This is a genomic window from Shewanella sp. T24-MNA-CIBAN-0130, from assembly GCF_040310185.1.
Lineage (GTDB): Bacteria > Pseudomonadota > Gammaproteobacteria > Enterobacterales > Shewanellaceae > Shewanella > Shewanella psychromarinicola.
On sequence record NZ_JBEOPP010000004.1, the window covers coordinates 36439 to 57775 of the forward strand.

The 21337-nt window shown below is 43.4% G+C and carries 16 protein-coding genes; 9 read left to right on the forward strand and 7 right to left on the reverse strand.

Going from position 1 to position 21337, the window contains the following annotated elements:
- The first annotated feature begins 343 nt into the window (after positions 1 to 343).
- The 3 genes from AAEZ02_RS02655 to AAEZ02_RS02665 are packed head-to-tail and all read left to right on the forward strand — an operon-like array spanning position 344 to position 5018.
- Positions 344 to 3217 (forward strand): xanthine dehydrogenase family protein molybdopterin-binding subunit, encoded by a 2874-nt coding sequence (locus AAEZ02_RS02655; RefSeq protein WP_351121791.1) that lies wholly within the window; start codon positions 344 to 346, stop codon positions 3215 to 3217.
- Positions 3214 to 3750, forward strand: coding sequence for a (2Fe-2S)-binding protein (locus AAEZ02_RS02660; protein WP_101032635.1), 537 nt, complete (start codon positions 3214 to 3216; stop codon positions 3748 to 3750). The genes AAEZ02_RS02655 and AAEZ02_RS02660 overlap by 4 nt, the downstream gene beginning before the upstream one ends.
- On the forward strand, positions 3747 to 5018 hold the full coding sequence (locus tag AAEZ02_RS02665; RefSeq protein ID WP_351121794.1) for a c-type cytochrome: 1272 nt from the start codon (positions 3747 to 3749) through the stop codon (positions 5016 to 5018). Before AAEZ02_RS02660 ends, AAEZ02_RS02665 begins: the two co-directional genes overlap by 4 nt.
- Before the next feature lie 217 nt (positions 5019 to 5235).
- On the opposite strand, the gene AAEZ02_RS02670 is transcribed toward AAEZ02_RS02665, so the two are convergent.
- The 4 genes from AAEZ02_RS02670 to pbpG form a co-directional block, all read right to left on the reverse strand.
- Complete coding sequence (locus AAEZ02_RS02670) at positions 5236 to 5712, reverse strand: hypothetical protein (RefSeq protein WP_124013665.1); 477 nt, start codon at positions 5710 to 5712, stop codon at positions 5236 to 5238.
- Between the two features lie 574 nt (positions 5713 to 6286).
- Complete coding sequence (locus AAEZ02_RS02675; RefSeq protein ID WP_351075682.1) at positions 6287 to 7585, reverse strand: MFS transporter; 1299 nt, start codon at positions 7583 to 7585, stop codon at positions 6287 to 6289.
- A 249-nt stretch (positions 7586 to 7834) separates the two neighbouring features.
- Positions 7835 to 8479 carry a cupin domain-containing protein gene (locus AAEZ02_RS02680; RefSeq protein WP_124013663.1) on the reverse strand — a complete coding sequence of 215 codons (645 nt, stop codon included), beginning with the start codon at positions 8477 to 8479 and terminating at the stop codon, positions 7835 to 7837.
- A 184-nt stretch (positions 8480 to 8663) separates the two neighbouring features.
- Positions 8664 to 9575, reverse strand: a complete 912-nt coding sequence (gene pbpG / locus AAEZ02_RS02685; RefSeq protein ID WP_124013662.1) for a D-alanyl-D-alanine endopeptidase — start codon at positions 9573 to 9575, stop codon at positions 8664 to 8666.
- An 875-nt stretch (positions 9576 to 10450) separates the two neighbouring features.
- On the opposite strand from pbpG, the gene rpiA reads away from it, so the two are divergent.
- Together rpiA and AAEZ02_RS02695 are read left to right on the forward strand one after the other, a co-directional pair.
- The gene (gene rpiA / locus AAEZ02_RS02690) at positions 10451 to 11113 is read left to right on the forward strand and encodes a ribose-5-phosphate isomerase RpiA (RefSeq protein WP_101032643.1); all 663 of its coding nucleotides are present in this window, start codon (positions 10451 to 10453) and stop codon (positions 11111 to 11113) included.
- Positions 11114 to 11643: 530 nt separating this feature from the next.
- Entirely contained in the window at positions 11644 to 12213 is a 570-nt protein-coding gene (locus AAEZ02_RS02695; RefSeq protein ID WP_502959324.1) for an RNA polymerase sigma factor, read from the forward strand.
- 283 nt (positions 12214 to 12496) lie between these two features.
- Here the strand turns inward: AAEZ02_RS02695 and rsuA are convergent, their stop codons facing one another.
- Positions 12497 to 13186, reverse strand: coding sequence for a 16S rRNA pseudouridine(516) synthase RsuA (gene rsuA / locus AAEZ02_RS02700; protein ID WP_351075697.1), 690 nt, complete (start codon positions 13184 to 13186; stop codon positions 12497 to 12499).
- A gap of 292 nt (positions 13187 to 13478) precedes the next feature.
- Here rsuA and AAEZ02_RS02705 point away from each other — a divergent pair, with 292 nt between their 5' ends.
- The 4 genes from AAEZ02_RS02705 to AAEZ02_RS02720 all read left to right on the forward strand — a co-directional run bounded on the left by AAEZ02_RS02705 (position 13479) and on the right by AAEZ02_RS02720 (position 17664).
- Positions 13479 to 15566, forward strand: coding sequence for a M13 family metallopeptidase (locus AAEZ02_RS02705; RefSeq protein WP_351121799.1), 2088 nt, complete (start codon positions 13479 to 13481; stop codon positions 15564 to 15566).
- Between the two features lie 147 nt (positions 15567 to 15713).
- Positions 15714 to 16493, forward strand: a complete 780-nt coding sequence (locus AAEZ02_RS02710; protein WP_351121802.1) for a RelA/SpoT-related domain-containing protein — start codon at positions 15714 to 15716, stop codon at positions 16491 to 16493.
- Between the two features lie 175 nt (positions 16494 to 16668).
- Positions 16669 to 17070 carry an SMI1/KNR4 family protein gene (locus tag AAEZ02_RS02715; RefSeq protein WP_101032647.1) on the forward strand — a complete coding sequence of 134 codons (402 nt, stop codon included), beginning with the start codon at positions 16669 to 16671 and terminating at the stop codon, positions 17068 to 17070.
- Positions 17071 to 17163: 93 nt separating this feature from the next.
- Positions 17164 to 17664 (forward strand): DUF4447 family protein, encoded by a 501-nt coding sequence (locus tag AAEZ02_RS02720; RefSeq protein WP_351121805.1) that lies wholly within the window; start codon positions 17164 to 17166, stop codon positions 17662 to 17664.
- A 60-nt stretch (positions 17665 to 17724) separates the two neighbouring features.
- Here the strand turns inward: AAEZ02_RS02720 and AAEZ02_RS02725 are convergent, their stop codons facing one another.
- Both AAEZ02_RS02725 and AAEZ02_RS02730 read right to left on the reverse strand, forming a co-directional pair.
- Positions 17725 to 18357, reverse strand: a complete 633-nt coding sequence (locus AAEZ02_RS02725; protein ID WP_124013659.1) for a glutathione S-transferase family protein — start codon at positions 18355 to 18357, stop codon at positions 17725 to 17727.
- Between the two features lie 96 nt (positions 18358 to 18453).
- Positions 18454 to 21021 (reverse strand): TonB-dependent receptor, encoded by a 2568-nt coding sequence (locus AAEZ02_RS02730; RefSeq protein ID WP_351121809.1) that lies wholly within the window; start codon positions 21019 to 21021, stop codon positions 18454 to 18456.
- Positions 21022 to 21337 lie beyond the last annotated feature (316 nt).

A 21337-nucleotide genomic window follows, 5' to 3' on the forward strand; every position in this document is an offset into this window, starting at 1 on the left:
AAGCTCAATTAAACACCACAAAACTAAGCGCGATAATGTTGACTAACCTGCAGATAAACATAACCCTTTTTATAACATTCCCGACCGCTAAAAGGGATATTTGCAGATTAAATCAGCAAAAAATTAAGTTGATCAACATCACAGTTCTCATTTGAGAAGTCCTATAACAATCGAGAATATGCATGTTTATATCATTATGTTACCGTGGCGCAATGCTAAATTAGCCTATACGCAAGAAAATTAGTCAATAAAAATTAGTTATTACAATCAAGTAAATGAGCCTAAATCGGGCGGCAACTAACCCGGCGTCTGATTTTCCCCTTAAGACAAACTGAGGTGAAATATGGATATATCTAACACGTCGCGCCGGACCTTTATTAAGCAATGTGTGATTGGTGGAGTCGCCGTTTATTCAGCGCCTTTACTGTGGGAAATGAGTCGGGCCAATGCGTCTATCGTTTCTCCTGAACTGGCAGCCCAATGGCAAACTCAGATTAATGGTCAATCCAAACCCAAGTTTCGCAACGATGGCATAGCCAAAGTGACCGGCCAAAAAGTCTATGGCCGTGACTACCGCGCAATGGACATGGCAGGCTGGCCAAAACAGCAAGGTTACGCTTTTATCTTGCGCGCCGCCGATGCATCCCATGTTTATCAAGGATTTTCCCTCGACCACCTCCCGGCTTCGGCTAAACCCTATAAAGTGATCACTGCGGCGGATCTTATTCACGACAAGGTTAAGCTGCCCGAGTTTTACGGTGACAATATGTTACTGCCAGAGGGACAAACCGCAGATTATCTTGGTCATGCGGTAGCCATATTATTATTCGATAGTTTTTCTGCATTTAAACAAGCTAAGTCTTTGTTGCAGTTCGACAAGACCTTATTGCGCTTTGGTGAAAAAACGCCCTTTGTGTCAGACACTAAAGACCCTTATGCCAGCTGGCGTCTTATTCGGGTTGAAGGCGAAAATGGTGCCCGTGAAGATACTTATAGCCCACTACACGATGGACTATTTTTCCCCAGCGTTAAGCACCACAAACCGGTATGGTCAGGTGATGTTAATGCTCAAGGCTCGGTTTCTGAGCGCGGGCTGTATTATGCTGGCGAGATAGAAAAACAGATTGCGAGTGCCAAAGCAGATCAACAGTGGCAAGTATTAGAGCGCGAATATCGCACCCAGATCATCGACCCGATGATGATGGAACCAGAAGCCTTTAACGGCTGGTTTGATGCCAGTAGTCAGACATTCCATACGGTTATCACCTCGCAGTCACCACAAGACTTTCAAGAGATGGCCGTACACATGCTGTCATCTGGGCCATTAGCGGGAAAAGTAAAGCATCTGGTAGTGCATTCGCCTTATATTGGCGGCGGTTTTGGTGCCAAAGATCATTCGATATTTCCTTATTATGGCGTGCTCGCAGCCATTTATGCCACCGGTCCTGTGCGCTTAGCCAATGACCGCTTTGAACAATTTCAATCTGGTCTTAAGCGTCACCCTTTCACGATGAAGAGTCGCTTAGCCGTCGATAAATCGACCCTAAAAATCCAAGCATTAACCTCACAGATGACCGTCGATGGTGGCGGTCGAGTCAATTTTAGCCCGTCGGTGACCTCCGTTGGGGCAACGGCGATGCAAAGTATTTACTACACGCCGCGCAATGATATTATCGCCACCGCCTATGCATCACGTAACCCAGATGCAGGCTCGATGCGCGGTTATGGCACGTTGCAATCGATGACGGCAATGGAGGGCATGATCCACGAAATGGCAGCCGAGTTAGATGTTGATCCGTTTAAACTGCGCGCGGCTAACGTGATGGAGTCTGGGCAGCGTAATACCCAAGGCGCTATCCCCAATGGCACCCTAAGATATCGTGAAATGCTCGACATGGCCGAACAAGACCCTGTGTGGCAAAACCGCGCAGCCAATAAGACTCATTATGAGGCCAAACACCCTGGTATGCGTTATGGCGTAGGCTTTGGCATTGCCACAAAAGATTATGGTACAGGTGCGGCGGCGCCAAGTGCGGCGGTTAGATTATCTAAAGACGGTAAAATAACCCTGGATATCGGCTTTATCGAAATGGGCACTGGTACCCAAACATCTCAAGCCGTGATCGTCAGCGACGCCTTAGGCAACTTTGCCCATGAGGTAAACCTAGCCAAGATAGACATCTGGGATGCCATGCAATTAGTGCAAACCGACAATCCTTATATTATTTCACAGCAACGTCAAGATGAAATGACGGCTAATCCACGTTGGACGCCAGTAAAAGCCATGGCATCGTCGGCGTCTATGTCGGCCTATTACCAAAGCCATGTGACCCGCATTGCCGCCGAGATTATCTATCGCCACGGACTCTGGCCTGCGGCTGTGTCTATTTGGAACGAGTTGTATTTTAACACCCCAATGGGCGCAACCAATCTCAATCACGCTCGCGACGGCCGCTGGGTCGACGGTAAACTTACCGCTATGGGCTTCCCGCCACTGGCGATCGATATTCTCGCTAAACGCGCCCACGACATGGGCTTAGTGGTTGGCGTAATGGGCCATGCCTTTAATCGCTGGGCTTGGGCCGAAGCTGATTTTGAGATCCTTGGCACCAAAGAACGCATTGCACTGGATGCGTTGGCGCTGCAATACGGCGAAAGTAATCAATATCATGGCAATGCTGCTCGCCAAGCCAGTATGAATTCCAACGGTTATCACTTAATCGACCGTCAAGCTATGCGCTACCCTAAGGCCGAGCTTAATAATGCCATGGTGACTTACTATGCCCCGTGCGCAACCTTGGTTGAAGTGGCGGTAAATGAAGGTAATGGTGAAGTCACACTGCTGAGCTCTCACACTTGGTTAGAAGCCGGTAAAGTGATTGTGAATGAGTTAGTTGAAGGCCAAATTCAAGGCGGTCTTGCCATGGGGATTGGCCATGCTCTGCATGAGGAATTACCGCCATTTGAAGCTGGGGCAGGTAATGGTACTTGGAACCTCAATCGTTATAAGGTGCCGTTAGCAAGGCATGTTGGCGTTTGGAGCCAGAGACATACCATCTTAGCGCCATTATCCGAAACAGATCCGAATCGCGGCATTGCCGAGGTGGTGATGATCCCTGTCGTTTCCGCACTGGTTGAGGCCGTTTATCAGGCTACCGCAGTGCGCTTTTACGAATTACCAATGACAGCGAAAAAAATTAAGGAGGCCATGGCATGAGCCAGTCAATTGAACTAACTATTAATAACCAAGCCGTTGGCCCGATTGAAGTCGGCGATGGCGTCATGATGATTGAATTCTTGCATGAATATTTAAACCTTACCGGCACTAAGTTTGGCTGCGGCGCAGGTGTATGCCATGCCTGCACTGTGATAGTTGACGACAACCTAGGAGTGAGTGAGGTTGTACGTACTTGCATCAATGGTGTCGAGCGTTTCAATGGCAAACATATCCGCACAGTAGAAGGTCATGCCAAGCAGAACGCCCAAGGCGAGATCACCGCGCTTAGCCCTGTGCAACAAGCCTTTTTGGAACATTTCTCGTTTCAATGTGGTTGGTGTACCTCTGGCTTTGTCAATGAATCGACCGCACTGCTAGAACGACTTGAGCGTAAACCTATCGCCAAAGATCAAGTTGAACACGTAATAGAAGAGGCCTTGAGTGAACACGTATGCCGCTGCACTGGCTATGTAAAATATTATGCGGCGATGAAAGATTTGATCCTCAAGACTGAGGGGCTAACCCTGTCATGAAACCATCATATTTGAGTTATTTAGCTCGCTTTAACAAGGCTCGACATCAGCTAAGTCAGGATCTATTACTAACCTTGGGTTTGAGTTTATTGGCATTTTCCTGCAGTGCTGCCAATGACACAGGCGAAGGCGCAATAGAACGTGGCGCTTATTTGATGAAGATAGGCGACTGTGTGGCCTGCCATACGAGTGTTGGCGGCCGTGAATTAACCGGTGGATTGCCGTTCGACACCCCGTTTGGGGCGGTGTATTCGACCAATATCACCCCAGACAAAGATACCGGTATTGGTCAATACAGCTATGATGACTTTTTTGATGCCATGCATCATGGTGTCGGCATTAACGGCAATCTGTATCCTGCGATGCCCTACACTTCTTATAGTCTGTTAACGAATGAAGATACTAAAGCGATTTACGCCTATTTGATGAGCACTAAACCCATCAAGCAAGCTAATCTCGACAATGATGTCTCTTTCCCCTTTAACGTACGATTTGGCCTCAAGGCATGGAATTTAGTCGCCCACGATGCCGAGGTATTTGCCCCTAAGCAAGACAAGAGTGAATCTTGGAACCGCGGTAATTACTTAGTCAATGCTTTAGGCCATTGTGCTGAATGTCACACGCCAAGAGACAGCCTATTTGCCATGGAGCAAGACAAACACTTTCAAGGTGCTGTCATTGAAGGGCTAGAGGCATCGGACATTACGCCAGCCGAGCTTAATCGACAAAATTGGACTCATGACGATTTAAAGTCTTTGTTTACTGAGGGTTATTCTCGCAAGGGCACCGTCTTTGGTGGCATGTATCCCGTGGTGTATCACAGCTTTAGTCATTTAACCGATACAGACATGTTTGCCGTTAGCAGTTACCTGCTCGATACCGACGAAAAGATCGAAGCGAAAGCGCTTACCTTTAACGGCCACCAGCGTGAACTGCCAGGGTATAAGCTGTACAAGGGATACTGCGCCGGTTGTCATGGTCAAAAAGGTGAGGGTCGACCTAATGTTGCTCCGGCAATGGCCGGTAACGCCACATTAGGTAAAGCCAGCCCACACAATATCGTTGCTGTGATGCTAAAAGGGATAAAGAGTCAACATTACAACACCACCACCAGCTTTTATGCCATGCCAGCTTATGCTGATAAGTTAAGCGACGAGCAGCTAAGAGATTTAGCCAACTATCTGCGAGTGACATGGAGTACTCAGCCAGGGGATCTAGATATGAACACTATCAATGATTTGAAAGACGTGATATTCGAGCATGGTTAAGCGTTTGAATCATTGGTTTTGAATCATGTGAAAAGTAGGTGTTTACACAAAAGCCGACATCAAGTCGGCTTTTTATTTTAATAGCGATAGCGGTAAGCAAACTCTTGAGCAGTTATCGGCAAAGGGCAAAAATTCATTTTGGCTAAAGCCATGAATCTATACTAAGCCCGATTGACCTTGTCATGGCTTTCGCCTAACAAAATATTAGCCAAAAAGATTACAACACATCGTTAAGATCTTGTATTGCATCGATCACCATACCAGTACCTATGCTAATCAACAGCAAATCAGTACCCACACGGACAATCTTCTGTCCTTCTGGTGTGCGCCCTAGCTGAAGAGTCAGTGCTGGAGGCACATCGTAGTACACAACATCCGCAGGCAGATGTTGACCTTTATGCCATTGCTTAACATTACCCGGTGGTTGGCAACCATTGTGTTTCTTGGCTAACCCTGGAGGACAATGCTTAGCATCACGAGTGGTATAATAGTAATTTTTAATCACGACTTGGCGATCATTACTAAAATAGACCTCGTAGTTACTATCATTGTGATGTTCATGCTTTTTTTGATGTTTTTCAGATTTGTGCTTGCCGCTATTACCGTGTGACTCGTGGTCTTTAGCAACACTTTGACCTGTAGAAAACACCATTAACGTGCTAAAAATGATAAGTGGTATTACATGACGATTCATAAAATTGATTCCTTTGCGATTAAATAGGCGCTTGTCATAATGCTTAACGAGCGATAATGCCTTACCGATAAAAAAAACCAAATACGATTAGTGATACGGTTACTATAGGTGCAAATGTAGTCGTATTCAGCGCAATTGTCGACACTAATTTATATTATCGATATCAGTGTTAAAACCCGCATCGGCGGCAACAAAAACCACCTCTGTTTTAGCGTTATATCATCCCTTACTCATCCAAATCATATTCCACAAAACAATAACAAAATAGCGGCACTTACTATAGTGAATAAGCCTTAATCTAGAAGCATGAGCGCCTAAAAACAAGTCAAACCGTTGATTTAAAGTTAATTCACTTGAACACAGCAAAGCTAAATATTAATGGAATAACAAAATAACGAGACGATTGCGATATTGGCTCAAAACGGCTAATGAAAAAAAGCGGCAGCGACCCCCTTGGCGACCTTGTCGTTTTGATAGCGCTTAGGAAAATGATGTGCGGCTGGGTCAGTTCTTCTATAATTATGTAGAGTACATAGAGTACAGAGGCAATAGCCATAAAAGAGAACCCTAACTGTTAACTTAACTTCATTGCAGCAAAATCTGGCCTGGGTAGCTTATCCAAAATACTGTATAAATACATCACCACCAAGGACAATATAGCACCGATAATAAATAACCAATATCCACCGAGATGATCCAAAATAATCCCGCCACCCAATGGCGCAAACGCAAAGCCAATTTCATAAAATGATGCCGCGCCAAAATACGCACCACGCAAATGCTTAGGGGCTAGCCTGTCAATGTGCACATTCATAGTCGGGAACAAAATGGTTTCGGCTAGGCTCATGACAATAACGGCGCCAATCCAGCCCCAAAATAAATCGATAGGGTTATACGCTAACCAAACTTGTGAGCACACCAATAGTATCAGTCCAAACTGAATACGATGAACCAAACTATAGCCGGCCATTAATCTTAATAGTAAAAATTGGGTTGAGATGATCACCAATGCGTTAGTAAAAATCATCGCTGAAATCAATGTCAGTAAATTAGGTGCATTGGCGCGGGTGAGGTATTGGATAAGCGAACTGTCCATTTGCGCATAAATGAACATACACAAAATATTGGCAACGATAAGACATTGGAGCAATTTATCTTGCTGTAAAATCGTTATTATTTGCTGCCGACTGATGAACGCAGGTTTACGCTTAACCGCAGACGTTGCATCACCCATGGCAGGGATAAGCTCATCGGGCACCTGTTCTGTTGTCGATGGGATGGTTTGACAAGCTTGGTGCCTAAAGCCCCAAAATAACAATCCCAGCAATGCGGCAAAAGCGGCGGCAGTAATATAAAAGCTCGATTGTTTTCCCGTTAAGCCTAACCAAACACCTAACATAGGGCCGACGGCGCAGCCTACGTTAACGACGAAATACAATGACTGCATCGCCAGTTCTCGAGTTTTAGGGTCATCAATGATGTCACCAATAGTAGCAGAGGTGAGTGGTCGCCATAACGAGGTGGCAATCGAACACAGTGTCATCACCACCACATAGCCTTTGACTGAATCAACTTGTGCCAGCAATGAAAACGAGATGATATAAAGCACACCCGTAAGATACATGAGCTTGTGGCGACCGATCCGGTCAGACAATGCACTCCCCATAAAACTGGTAAATACCGAAATAATCGCTGCACTCGACAGTACTAAGCCTACTTCAGTGGCGGTTAAGGCAAATTTTTCATACAAGATAACAGCCAAAAAGGGCCACACCATGTAATAACTGCCACGGGTAATAAATGACCCAAACAATAATATCCACATTAATCGTGGAAATTGCTTAAACCGCGCTAAAGAAACATCGCTATGCACTTTTTATCCTTAAAGAGTGATGCTGTAATTGAATGTGACAGACTGAATTGATTGAATTTTTAATAACCAATCGTATAGGTATTAAGGTTATTGGGCCACTCGTTATTTAATGATTGCTGATTTACCTTCGAGGTTAATAGGATTAATCAAAAAAGCATCAAAGTATTTGGCTACTCAGCCATCAACCTTGATGCCAATATCATCTTTGAAGCAGAGATGACTTTTAGTCAATATTGAAATTGCAGATGGTTACAAATGGCCGACTTTAACTAAAATCACCGTGTCTTGTTCCACATAGGGATTGTGCTGACTTAAATGCGGGCTGCGGATCCACGTACCAGCAGGATAACGGCCAAGCTCATCGATAAACTCTCCGCTAATCACGTAAATCTCTTCACCGCCAAAATGACGATGGGGTTGAAAATGAGTCCCTGCTGGCCACATGACTAATGCCGTAGATTCGGTGCCATGTTGATGTAGCGGCATAACCCGTAATTGGCCTTGACCCGGCAACCAATCAGCGTTGTTGGTATTAATAGCCACTTGCTCAGAGTCACTCTCTTGAAACTGGTGCAGCTTAACCAATAGCGTGCAGCCTTGTACGCTAAATGGCGCATGAACAAAACCTTCAGGATTACGCAAATACGTGCCGGCGGGATAATCACCGGTTTCATCAGAGAATACACCTTCGAGCACTAAAATCTCTTCACCTAATGGATGAGGATGTGAGTTAAATTGAGCACCTGCTTGATATTTAACAATACTGGTGGCATGTCCGCGCTCGGCTTCTTCGCGCGCTAAGCGTTTACGTAAGACCCCTGCAGCAGGACTGTTTTGCCATGCAAGTTCAGCGCTATTGATCACAACTCGCTGGCTAAAATCCATGTTTAACATATTGATACCTTTACAACCATGATTGCTAATAGCTTAGAGCGAAATCAACTCAATGAACAGCGAGTACCAAATGGTTTAATAGGTACTTTAAGGTGCTTTTTATTGATTAATAAGAAGAAATTTTCTATAAAAAAACCTGCAAATACAATTTACAGGTTTAATGATGAACGAATGCTTGAATTGGTTAACTTGCTGAATTATTGGCTGCCATTTGGCGTTGTTTTTTATACGCTTTAGCCGAGGCAGGAATGGGCGTCGTTCTGCCAGTTTCCAACCATTTCTTAAGTCGATTAGCATCGGCCATATGCGTATATTTGCCAAACGAATCTAACACCACAACCGCCACTTTACGTTTATCCATTTCCGTTAACATCACTAAGCAATGCCCTGCTTTGCTGGTATAACCGGTTTTGGTTAACGCAATGTTCCAATTATCTTTAAAGACCAGTTTATTGGTATTTTGAAAATCCAGTGCATAGCGTGGGCGTTTAAAAATAACGTGTTTTTTATTGGTTGAACTGAGCTTACCTAAAAGCGGATATTGCTGGCTGGCTTTAAGTAATAAAATAAGGTCATTCGCACTCGATACGTTTTCAGGTGATAAGCCGGTAGGTTCGACATAATGCGTTTGGGTCATTCCTAATGCGATTGCTTTATCGTTCATCGCTCGAACAAATGCCTTAAACCCTCCAGGATGATGATGAGCAAGCGAGGTTGCAGCACGATTTTCAGAAGACATGAGTGTCATTAACAACATGGTTTCACGGCTAACTTCACTGCCTAATCGTACACGTGAATAGACATTACGCATCACGGGTGAGTCAGTAATTTTAACCGATATTTTTTCATTTAACGATAATTTGGCGTCAAGGGTCACCATGGCGGTCATGAGCTTAGTCACTGAAGCAATGGGGACCGCTTGGTGTGGATTACTGGAATACAGCACTTCATTGGTTGTTAAGTCGACTAACATCGCACTGCTTGATGCTAACTCTTGTAATGATTGTTTTTGAGACACGGGTTCAGCAACTACCGAGGAGCTAATAACGGTATTTGAACATAATAAAGCGCAGGCAAAAAAGAAACGGAGTTTCATTATTCTCACTTGAAAAATAAACCTAATAAGTCCCTTGAGTATACGATAAAGGATTAGTCCGACAATAGATAAATAATCACTATTAGTGGGTTTGTAGTGAATGTTAGTCGGTTTTTAGTGAATGTTAGTGCATTTGTTGCCGCTCCAGCAAAAAACATAAATAATAGCGAGTACTGAGTTATGTTCACACAAGCCAAGATACACACTATCGAGCAATACTGTACTCGCCAGATGAGGTATATCAACAATATACTAGTTAAGCATTTGTCATCGTTTCGCGGTACGTGAACGACCCCGCGACATCGCTTCGCTCGGATTTCGCTCAAGACCATAGCAAACCAATATCCGCTTAAAGCTTGTCGAGACCCTATGACTTAAGTGACATTATCTGGCTATTATGGTGAAGTCATTAAACTGGAATGGAGCGTGACGTGGCTGCGCACCTTTGACGATAATTCCGCGATAATAATTCCGTGATGGTGCCCAATGCCGAGGCATTAAAAACCGCAATATGTAACGCTAATAGCGGTGCTTTAGATGAAATGGTTGTCGTGAGTTTTACGATTCCGATAAATGCAGATCACCAAAAAACCATTGCTTTGGCCAGGGAAGCCACTCAATGCTCACCTTATACCTTTTTAAATAAACCTATTGTCGTCAATTTGGGTAACGAGCACGGCTTTGGGCAGTTTTTTACACACCATTACCGTTAAAGCGTATGTGATGGACGTGAGGTTAGAAAAAAAGTTTATGAGTGTCATCAATATACGAGTACTTTCAGCGTTTAAAAATGCTAAATTTTATGATACATAACAAACGGTTCTTCAGTGATTTACGCTATAATAGACCCAATTGTTAAAATGGAGAATATGACTATGACACAAGATGAAATGAAAAAAGCAGCAGGTTGGGCTGCACTACAGTATGTCAAAAAAGACACCATCGTAGGCGTCGGAACTGGTTCAACGGTTAATCACTTCATTGATGCATTGGCAACAATGAAAGATGATATTGAAGGTGCAGTATCAAGCTCTGAAGCATCGACTAAAAAACTCATCGGACTTGGCATTGAAGTGTTTGACTTAAACAGTGTTGATTTGATTGATGTCTATGTTGATGGCGCGGATGAAATTAACGACCGCATGGACATGATTAAAGGTGGTGGAGCCGCATTAACGCGCGAGAAGATTGTCGCAGCGGTAGCAAAACGGTTTATTTGTATTGTGGATAATACCAAGCAAGTACCTATTTTAGGTGAGTTTCCATTGCCGGTTGAAGTGATCCCAATGGCACGATCTTATGTGGCACGAGAATTAGTCAAATTAGGTGGCGATCCGGTTTACCGTCAAGGCGTGGTGACCGATAACGGCAATGTGATTTTAGATGTGTACAACATGAAAATTTTAGACCCTAAAGTGATGGAAACTAAAATTAACGCGATTGTAGGCGTGGTAACCAACGGCTTATTTGCTAACCGCGGCGCCGATGTATTGCTAGTTGGCACCCCTGATGGCGTTAACACAGTAACCTTGTCATAACCGACAGTGGTGACTTTTTGTGTTGCCACTTAAGCAATACCAATCCTATTGAATATGTGATCGTTCAGCGGGAGTTCAAAGTGCTGTAAGCAAGGCAGATGATTGAAGCGAATAGTGATTCCATTTCGAAAGCATCTAACGAAGCATAACGTACTTTGAAACCCGCCAGAATAGAGTCACTCAGTCGTTCCACTTCCGCGTTGCATTGATTTAAATGGGATAATCATTTCGGCATCAATGCGCCTTAAATCAAACCCCTTAGCGACCCCGAACTGATCAGATATTTAATCAGCTTGGTATAGCACAATAGTCAAAACATAAAACGGCCTAACTTCAATGCTAGGCCGTTTTATGTTATTGGTTCACGCGTTCAAACCCTACAGACTAATCAAAAACAACCTCATTGTTTAACTCATTGTTTAACATCAACGCGACTGGCATAAACTTATTTAAAAGCCAATATACACCTTTTGCCTACTTGAGAATGTCAAATATTAGTCAATTATATTGTATGTGTTGTGACAATAAGGATGCTCCCCATTAAGCCGCTAATCACAGGGCCGTTAACCCAGCTAGCCGCCGCAGCCCTTGACGATAATCAGTTAGTCGCCATGGCAAAAACCGGTTGCGAACAGGCCTTCGCACAACTGTTTCGGCGCCATCACCAGCGAGTGTATGCCATCTGTTTTCGATTAAGCGGACAAGCTAGATTGGCAGATGATATGACGCAAGCGTGTTTTATTCGTTTATGGTTCAAACTGGATCACTTTAGAGGCGACAGTCGATTCACCACCTGGTTACATCGCTTATGTGTCCGCCAAGCCATTAACGAATTAAAAGTGCAACAATCATGGTGGCAACGATTTTTACCCATGGAACAACTTGACCCACTGGACGCACCTACGGTGGATTTTGATGACTATCATCAGCTCGATAAGTACATAGCTAAGTTGCCCCAACGCACTCGCATTGTCTTTGTTCTGTGTGCCATCGAAGGCTATCAGCATAATGAAGTCGCCGCATTGCTCAATATTGCCGAAGGCACGAGTAAAGCGCAGTACCATAATGCTAAACAATTATTACAAGAGATGCTTGAATAAGTCATTCACAGCAAGACCTTGAAAGCTTAGTCAAATCGATGTCATCACAGATGAAGCCTGTAACAGATTGATAGCCAGGTATTGCATCGCAATTAAGCGCTAAACCTCAACAACAAAAATTATCTCTTGGGCTTTGGCTTATAGCGGCAAGTATTGCAACCCTGACTCTGATGGCCGTGTGATTGTGGCAACAACCGCAAATACGGCATTAATGCAGCAAACTGGCGCAATAAAGACAACCGGCATTTTTATAGATATAAACTAATAGATTCAAAAAATACCGCTACACGGATTTTACTTCGGCTGCGGTTAAATGACGCCATTCACCTGCCGCTAAGTCAGCGTTTAAATCGATACTACCCACAGCTTCACGGTGTAAATTAACCACGTTATTACCGACGGCGGCAAACATGCGTTTAACTTGATGGTACTTACCTTCGCTAATCGTCAATCTCACATGGGTGGGATCAATAATATCGAGCAAGGCAGGCTTAGTGAGTCCATCTTCATTGCGCAACTCAACACCATCGGCAAATATTTTTATCAAACTGTCATCAATGGGATCGGCTAATTCCACTAAATAGCGTTTGCCACAATCTTTCTTCGGTGAAGTGATTTTATGAGACCATTGACCATCGCTGGTTATTAATACTAACCCGGTAGTATCAACATCTAATCGACCTGCAATGTGTAACGTGTCCATTTTTTCAATATCAATCAAACTCAATACCGATGGATATTGTTCATCAATGGTTGAACAAATGGTGTCTATTGGTTTGTTTAACATGATGTAACGCTCGCCAATCACGCTAATTAAGGTACCGTCTAAATGCACCGCCATTTGCGGAAGTACCTTAAAACCAGAATTTTTCACCACCACACCATCGCAGGTAACGTCACCACGATGCAGGGCTCTCTTGGCGAGCGACCGAGTCAGTTCGGTACTTTCACAGATAAATTTGTCTAAACGCACAATGATTACTCAATCAAAAAATATTGACACTATTATGCTGCTTACGCACTTAAATAGAAATCAATCGCCGATATTTTTCACCTCCACGGTAATTTTCAGTTACACATACTCACAAAAAACCCTGTAAAAATCACTCTGTTTGGCTTGTTTTATAGACGGTTAAGGCCTTAACATACAATTCACAATAAAAGTAATAGCTTTTCCCTTTGGATAAAGGAGTTATTACTCAATTATGCAACACAGTCTGCAATACCCCATTGAAGGGTTCTTTAAATAAAGCAAAGGAAACAACATGAGAAAACTGGTTATTGGAGGTCTATGTGCCTCGTTAATTGCAGGCTTAAGCGCTTGTAATAATGAAAAGGCAATAGTTGCACCTGCAGCAGACGTGGCTAAAACAGCCACTGCCACTGCGGTAGCACAAGCCCTCACTTCAGGCATCAACTTTGACAACATCGACAAGTCTGTTCGCCCTCAAGACGATTTCTACATGTATGTTAACGGCGCGTGGTTGAACAAATCTGACATTCCAAGTGACCGTACCAGCATCGGCGCTTTTTACGACTTACGCGAAAACGCCCGTGATGACGTTAAAGCAATTATCGAAGACTTGAGTGCAACACCTAACTTAGCCGATGGTACTGACGAGCAAAAAGTAGCTGATTTATATCGCTCATTTATGGACGTTGACACCCTAAATAAATTGGGTATTGCACCAATTCAAGCTGAATTAGATCACATCGCCGCCCTGAAAGACAAACAAGAATTAACCGCTTTTTTTGGTGAAAACCAAGCTAATGGTGGTGGTACACCTTTAGCCTTTTATGTTGACATCGATGCTAAAGATTCAAGCCGTTATGCCACACACATTTATCAGTATGGCTTAAGCCTGCCTGAGAAAGATTATTACTTTAACGACTCAGAGCGTTTCGTTAATATCCGTAAAGCTTTTGTTGAACATGTGGAAAAAATGTACAGCTTAGCTGGCTTGCCAGACGCAAAAGCCAATGCTGAAGCTATTTTAGCGCTAGAAACCCAAATTGCAGAAAAGCATTGGGACGTCGTTGAAAATCGCGACAGCACCAAAACCTACAACCTATACCAAGTGAGCAATCTGCCAGAATTGGCCTCAGAAATTAACTGGGATGGCTATTTAGCAGCGTTAGGCGGCGACAAGCAAACTGATATCATTATCAACCAACCAAGCTATATCCAAGGCTTAAACGAGGTCCTTAAAAACAACGACCTTGCGACTTGGAAAAACTACATGACTTGGATGACATTGACTCACAATGCCAACAATTTATCTGAAGCATTAGATAACGAAAACTTTGCGTTTTTCTCTAAGACTCTAAACGGTCAAGAAGAGCAAGAACCGCGTTGGAAGCGTGGCGTTAGCACCGTTAGCGACACGTTAGGCGAAGTTGTCGGTAAAGTGTATGTGAAACGTCATTTTGCGCCAGAAGCCAAAACCCGTATGGAAAAGTTAGTTAGCAACCTAAGCGGCGCTTATAGCTCAAGCATTGATTCATTAGATTGGATGAGTGCAGGCACTAAAGTGGCAGCAAAAGAAAAACTGGCTAAATTTAATCCTAAAATTGGTTATCCAAATAAATGGGCTGATTACACTAAATTAACCATTCAAGCAGACGATTTAATCGGTAATGCTAAGCGTGCCGCAGTGGTTCAGCATAACAAAGACATCGCCAAGCTAGGTCAACCAATCGATAAAGACGAGTGGCACATGACCCCACAAACGGTTAATGCTTACTACAACCCAACCATGAACGAAATCGTTTTTCCAGCGGCAATTTTACAGCCTCCGTTCTTCAATCTTGAAGCTGATGACGCGGTAAACTATGGTGGTATTGGTGCGGTTATCGGCCACGAAATGGGCCATGGTTTTGATGATCAAGGTGCGAAATTTGACGGTGAAGGTAACATGCGTGACTGGTGGACCGAAGCTGACTTAACAGCATTTGGGGCAAAAGGTAATGCGTTAATCGCTCAGTATAATGGCTATCAAGTATTTGACGACCTAAACGTCAATGGTAGCCTAACATTAGGTGAAAACATTGGCGATTTATCAGGTGTCACTATCGCCTATAAAGCTTACAAAATGTCACTTAATGGCAAAGAAGCACCGGTCATTGATGGTTTAACCGGCGATCAACGTTTCTTCATGGGCTTCACCCAAATTTGGCGGGTAAAGATGAAAGAAGAATCACTGCGTAACCGCGTTGCAACTGATCCGCATTCACCTGGCCACTTCCGTGCTCTTGGTGCGCTATCGAACATGCCTGAGTTCTACAGCACTTATGACCTGAAAGAAGGCGACAAGATGTATATTGAACCTGCTAAACGTGTAAAAATTTGGTAATTCAGACGCAGTGAAAACTGATTAACGTCACAATTCCTCATAAAAGGGCATCATTTGATGCCCTTTTTTATTAAACCTTGTTCATTCAGCCCCTATTCAGCCAAAAAGCGGTACATTGAGTTACAGACATTACGCTGGAGCTATTCAATGAATAAGTTATTTCGTACCTTTTTTATCTTCTTAATTTTACTGTCTACCCGTGGTGCTATTGCTCAACCTAACGAGGTTAAATATAACAAGTTAACCCAGCCTTCAGACTTCAGCCAAAAATCAACTAATGATATTGAGCAGCTATTGGCGCTATATGAGCACGACGCTGACATTGTCGTACAAGATACCGATAACTTACATGCTCTGATGACACGAGCACCATTAGCGCAGCAAGAACTCATTGACCTACTGCACGTTATTAGCCAGTCAAGTAACACTACAACCATTATTCCTGCCATTAAAAGTTATCAGCGTGCGGCTCAAAAAGTGCAAGCAAAATTCAATGGCGACGCCAGTCAGCTGACCGATATAGCGCGAGCCAGTGTGGTGGCCAATGACGTTAAAAGCTTATTATCAAGTTACCATCAACTGCGTCAACACACCGAAATAGTGCAATTAAAAAACCGCTTTTCTCGCCCCAAAATGTCAGGCTATCGTGACTTAAATGTATTAGTAAAATTGCCCGCAAGCCAAATGGTGGTTGAAGTACAGTTTCATTTAAATGATATTGCCGACATTAAAAGTGGTCCAGAACATCATATTTATGAGCATATTCAACAGATAGAGTCACAAGCCAAAGCAACCTCTAGACGGTTAAATGATATAGAACAAGCCATGATAGCCAAGCTTCGTCAAGACTCGCACAAGCAATATCATAAAGCCTGGTTAAGTTATAAACGTCAAAGTTTATATAGTTCACAACAACAAGTTGCATAAACACTGATAACTATCCTTATGATGAACAACTCACACCGCCTAAGCCTTTTCTAATCATGACAAGTTTCCACCCTTTTAGCGCTCATATGAGCGCTTTTTTTTTGCCAAATAAGATCCACTACAATCACATCTGCTATACTCGCGCCCATTACGATACGATCTGCTGGACAATGCTATGAATGACATTATCGAACTGCTACAAGAGTTAAGTGAAACTGTACCCGTGCCACTCGAATTGCCCACCTTTGAGCAACTTGTAGAGGTTGAAGAACAGATCTTAATTGGTTTGCCCAACGATCTAAAAGAATTCTTATTGTATGGCAGTGATGTTATTTATGGCACGCTTGAACCCGTTACCGCTGCGGATCCTTACTCGCACACGTATCTACCAGAAGTCGCCTGTTATGCTTGGTCTATTGGATTGCCCCGTGAACAAATTGCCATCTGCCAAATCGGCGATAGCTTTTATTGTATTGATGAAGAAGGCCAAGTGAAGTTTTGGAAAAAAGGCCGATTTAGCGACAAAGTCTGGGAATCATTTTGGCATTGGGCCGAAGATGTGTGGCTTAATCGATAAGCTAATCTGTTAACCCTATCTGTTAACCCTATCTGTTAACCTTAAGTTACGGTTAAATAAACAAATAAATAAACACTAATGATGAGAACGATCATGTCGAAAAATATCGGTTTAAATGCGATTGAAATCCAATGTTTGCGTCAGTCTTTAAGCCTAACAACAGAACAAGTTGCTAGCATCACTAAGGCCAGTAATGAAGATGTGATGTCATGGGAGTCTGGTGAGAAAGAAGCGCCTATTCCCGCTCAGAAAAAGTTGTTAGACATCGATGATATTATCGAAATGCAAGTGCTCAATACCTCTGATGGCATTGAAGAGCTATTTAAAAAAGAGCCTAAACGTCGTTTAGCGTTTGTGGTCTATCCAACTCAGGCTCTCTATACCCAATACAATCCTGAATTTTTAAGCTCTTTGCCATTAACTGAACTGTACAATGCAGCAGCTTGGCGTATTAAAAAAGAATGTAAACTCGTACTTGAAGTGGATGTAAGCTTAGTCGCACTCGATGCCGAAGCCTATAAAGCTTATCGTGCTGATAACGGCATGAGCGAAAGCCGAGAAAGCCGAGCTAAATGGGCGGCGACTCAGTTATAAAAACCTCCATTTTGACGGTCAATAACTAAAAGGAAGCTTCGGCTTCCTTTTTGATAACGCTTATTTAGCGACATCGGCAAGTGCTACTGTTTTGGCTAGCGCAGCGGCCAAAGCAGGACGTTGCTTTAGTCGATCGCGATAGGCGGACAACTTTGGCGACAGATGTTGCTCGAATCCCAAAGCCCAACCTAAGGTTTGTGCGAGTAAAATATCGGCAACCATAGGCTCGCTGCCACATACAAACCCAGACTCTGGTATCCAAGTTTCAGCAACCGCAGCCGCTTGATCAAACTCCCATTTGGCCACAGCAAACATCGCGTCTACGCGCAGTTCTTTTGGTAACGCAAAACGATGCTTACCCATACTCCACAGCGGTTGTTCAAGCTCACTAATCACAAAACTCACCCAGCGTTCATGAATACCAGACTCTTGAGTACCTGGTTTTGGCAACCATTTACCTTGGCCGTACTTTTCCGCTAAATAACGCATAATGGCCGCAGATTCGCTTAACACGAAATCACCCTCTGTGAGTACTGGCATTTTGCCACTAGGGTTAAGGGCTAAAAATGCGTCACCTTTATGTTCACCATTAGCAAAATCGATAGCATGAAACTGCCATGCAATACCTAACTCTTCTAAAAGCCAAGATACCCGTAGCGCACGACTTTTTTGGGTTCCGTATAACGTAATCATTTAGGTTCCATATTATATAGTGAGGTTAATGAGGATAAAAAAAGCCACATTGCACCATGAGTGAATGTGGCTGTAATTTATCTTATGACGTTGTGATTAGAAGTTCATTGTAACTTTAGTATAAATATAACGGCCTAATGGGTTATGAACGCCCATTGCATAACCATAAAGGTCGGCATCACCGTCACCAATGGCAAATGATGGATCTTCATCAAACACGTTATTAACCCCTACAGATAACTTGACCGTGTCATTAAAACGATATGAACCAGACATATCCACTAACAACTGGGCATCAACGGTACGGGTTTTATTGAAGTCTTCAAATTCGCCGATATAACTTAAGTTAACGTTGGCAGCAAAGTCATCCATGTTCCAGTTAGTTGTTGCTAACCAACGGTGCTGTGGATACTCATACTCACCAGTGTAATCAACAATATCGCCATCAATTTCTTTTTCAAAGCTGATTAAGTAGCTGTACTCTACACCAAACTTAACCGTACCGTAGCCGTCTAATTCAAGGCCATAATGAGTCGATAAATCCACACCTTGTACTTCTTGCGAACCAATATTGACGAATCCAGATTTAATCACATCAAGCGGACCAAATGTCTGACCTGCTTGCGGTGCATTTCGCAAACAGACCGTACTGTTTTGATCATTACAATTTTCATCATAAAGAACCTGGTTTTGCAGTGAGTCAATCTTGTTATCTTGGAGAATATTGTATATATCAACACCAATATCAAACTGCTGATCTGGGGCCCAAATCATGCCCACATTCCACGTTTCAGACTCTTCAGCTTTAAGGTTAGGGTTTCCAGCGAATATAAAGTTGTAATCCAATAACTCACAATCTACGTTATCAGCTTCACAACGATAGCTATCAATTAAAAAGTCACTCTTCTCAGAAGGGCCTAAGCCGATTTGTGCTAACGATGGGGCACGGAAACCAGTAGACCATGAACCTCGAGCAGTGACCTCGTCACTAATGCCCCATTGGAAAGCGATTTTAGGATTCGTGGTTGAACCAAAATCACTGTAGTTATCGTAACGACCTGCTAACTGCAACTCAAAGTTATCTGCAACAGGGATAGAGAATTCTACATAGGCAGCATGTTGGTCTCGTGAACCAAACGCAGATATCGCTTCAGTACCAAAAATCAGACCTCGTTGAAACTGCTCATCTGGCACGTCACTGACACTTTCTTCGCGGTATTCTGCACCGGCAGCCATCATAATATCGCGATCAGCAATCGTAAATGCTTGGCCTGTAATACTGGCATCATAAGCGGTGATGCTCGACTTACCTTGTCTTACTAGGCTAGTGGTGATGCGATCAATCACCTCTGGCGAGTTGATAGTAGCGCCAAATGGGTTGTAGTTACCGGCATCTATTTCAGCTTGTAAATAATCGGTTCTTACCCAACCCTGTGAACGGTCACCGGTTTGGGTTGACTCACTGCGACCACGTTGCGCTGATACTTCCCAGTCCCAATCGTTTATGACGCCACGAAGGCCGGCAACAATACGCATGGTATCTGATTCGATATCCCAACGACGAGGGCCAGCATCAACCGTACGGTAGCGGCCGATATCGATGTCTTGTCCAAAAGGATTGTTAGGATGAGTACCAGGCACGGTTAAACCTGCATCTTCATCTAATGGCGTTGGTGCACCGCCAGCCTCAGACGTGTTGTGTTGTACTGACAACTCTAAAAATGCGGTTAAATCTTCACCTAACATATAATCAAACTGGCCAATAGCACCGACACGCTCAGACGTTGGGATCGTTAAGTTGTATGGACCGTAATCAAACAAACAGCTGCCACTTGCTGTCGCATTCTCAGCGGGGCAATCTGGGTCAATCGTTTTAACACCATTGACATAGAAATAACCCGGGAAGCCACGTGATGAACGATAATCTTCACCGCCATAAACTGATTGATTAGCGGTGCCAAAACGACCCATTTCGTCTGCAGACAAGGTGCCATTGGTAAAGTAATCAAGGATAATTGACGCACTGCCTTTTTCGGCTTTTACGCCCCATACTAAGCTGGCTGTCGTTTCGTCATAACCGGTACCACTGTCATCACCATAACCTAGGTTAAGTTCGATACCTTCAATGTCTTTTCTTAAGACAATATTGACCACACCGGCAATAGCATCAGAACCATAAATAGCTGATGCACCGTCTTTAAGAATATCGATACGCTCAATAGCCGAAACAGGAATATTATTAATATCAACAAACGAATTTGAAATCCCTTCAGCAAACGCACTCGATCCAACACGGCGACCATTAATAAGTACCAGAGTCGCATCAGGGCCTAAGCCACGTAAACTGATTGATGCTCCACCGTTGGCAGTAGAGTCTTGGCTATTTCCACGCGTTGAGAATGCACCAGAACCGTTTGCAGGCATCCGCTCTAGCAATTGTTGTAGGTTGTCAAAACCCATGTTAGCAATATCGTCTTTATTCAAAGATTGTACTGGTGAAGGTCCTTCAATATCGGTGCGTTTGATACGAGAACCGGTCACTTCAATTCGTTCAACCTTTGCATCGGCACCTGCATCAGCAGCTTGTGTAACAAAGGCGATAGGTGCAAGAGATAGTGATACAGCGATAGCGCAAGCGCTGCGTAAAAGGTTAGTTTTTTTCATGATCATCCTTAACGTTAATTTATTGTTTTAAATCCATGATTACTGCAAACTGCGGTAACAACATTACCGCCTACTACTTTTTTGGATTCTAATGTACCTGTTCAAGTTAGGTTAAAACTTAACAAAGTCAACACAAGATAGTAACGTAAATGTAACTAATCACTTAGTCGAGAGTAAATCATGAATAAAAAGTGAATTTAAATGCTTTTGATATGGAGATCAGATGAGGGATAAAACACTCGTGAGTGGCCACTTTAATACCAACCTAGCTCGGTACTGGTTATGGTCTACCTACGTAACATTCTGCTTCAACGTT

Excerpts from the sequence above, each read along its gene's own strand:
- AAEZ02_RS02725 (WP_124013659.1), bottom strand. The coding sequence starts at position 18,357 with ATGATTACGTTATACGGAACCCAAAAAAGTCGTGCGCTACGGGTATCT.
- AAEZ02_RS02705 (WP_351121799.1), top strand. The coding sequence starts at position 13,479 with ATGAGAAAACTGGTTATTGGAGGTCTATGTGCCTCGTTAATTGCAGGC.
- AAEZ02_RS02720 (WP_351121805.1), top strand. The coding sequence starts at position 17,164 with ATGTCGAAAAATATCGGTTTAAATGCGATTGAAATCCAATGTTTGCGT.
- AAEZ02_RS02665 (WP_351121794.1), top strand. The coding sequence starts at position 3,747 with ATGAAACCATCATATTTGAGTTATTTAGCTCGCTTTAACAAGGCTCGA.
- AAEZ02_RS02680 (WP_124013663.1), bottom strand. The coding sequence starts at position 8,479 with ATGTTAAACATGGATTTTAGCCAGCGAGTTGTGATCAATAGCGCTGAA.
- AAEZ02_RS02670 (WP_124013665.1), bottom strand. The coding sequence starts at position 5,712 with ATGAATCGTCATGTAATACCACTTATCATTTTTAGCACGTTAATGGTG.
- AAEZ02_RS02655 (WP_351121791.1), top strand. The coding sequence starts at position 344 with ATGGATATATCTAACACGTCGCGCCGGACCTTTATTAAGCAATGTGTG.
- AAEZ02_RS02695 (WP_502959324.1), top strand. The coding sequence starts at position 11,644 with ATGCTCCCCATTAAGCCGCTAATCACAGGGCCGTTAACCCAGCTAGCC.
- rpiA (WP_101032643.1), top strand. The coding sequence starts at position 10,451 with ATGACACAAGATGAAATGAAAAAAGCAGCAGGTTGGGCTGCACTACAG.
- pbpG (WP_124013662.1), bottom strand. The coding sequence starts at position 9,575 with ATGAAACTCCGTTTCTTTTTTGCCTGCGCTTTATTATGTTCAAATACC.
- AAEZ02_RS02715 (WP_101032647.1), top strand. The coding sequence starts at position 16,669 with ATGAATGACATTATCGAACTGCTACAAGAGTTAAGTGAAACTGTACCC.
- AAEZ02_RS02660 (WP_101032635.1), top strand. The coding sequence starts at position 3,214 with ATGAGCCAGTCAATTGAACTAACTATTAATAACCAAGCCGTTGGCCCG.
- AAEZ02_RS02710 (WP_351121802.1), top strand. The coding sequence starts at position 15,714 with ATGAATAAGTTATTTCGTACCTTTTTTATCTTCTTAATTTTACTGTCT.
- AAEZ02_RS02730 (WP_351121809.1), bottom strand. The coding sequence starts at position 21,021 with ATGAAAAAAACTAACCTTTTACGCAGCGCTTGCGCTATCGCTGTATCA.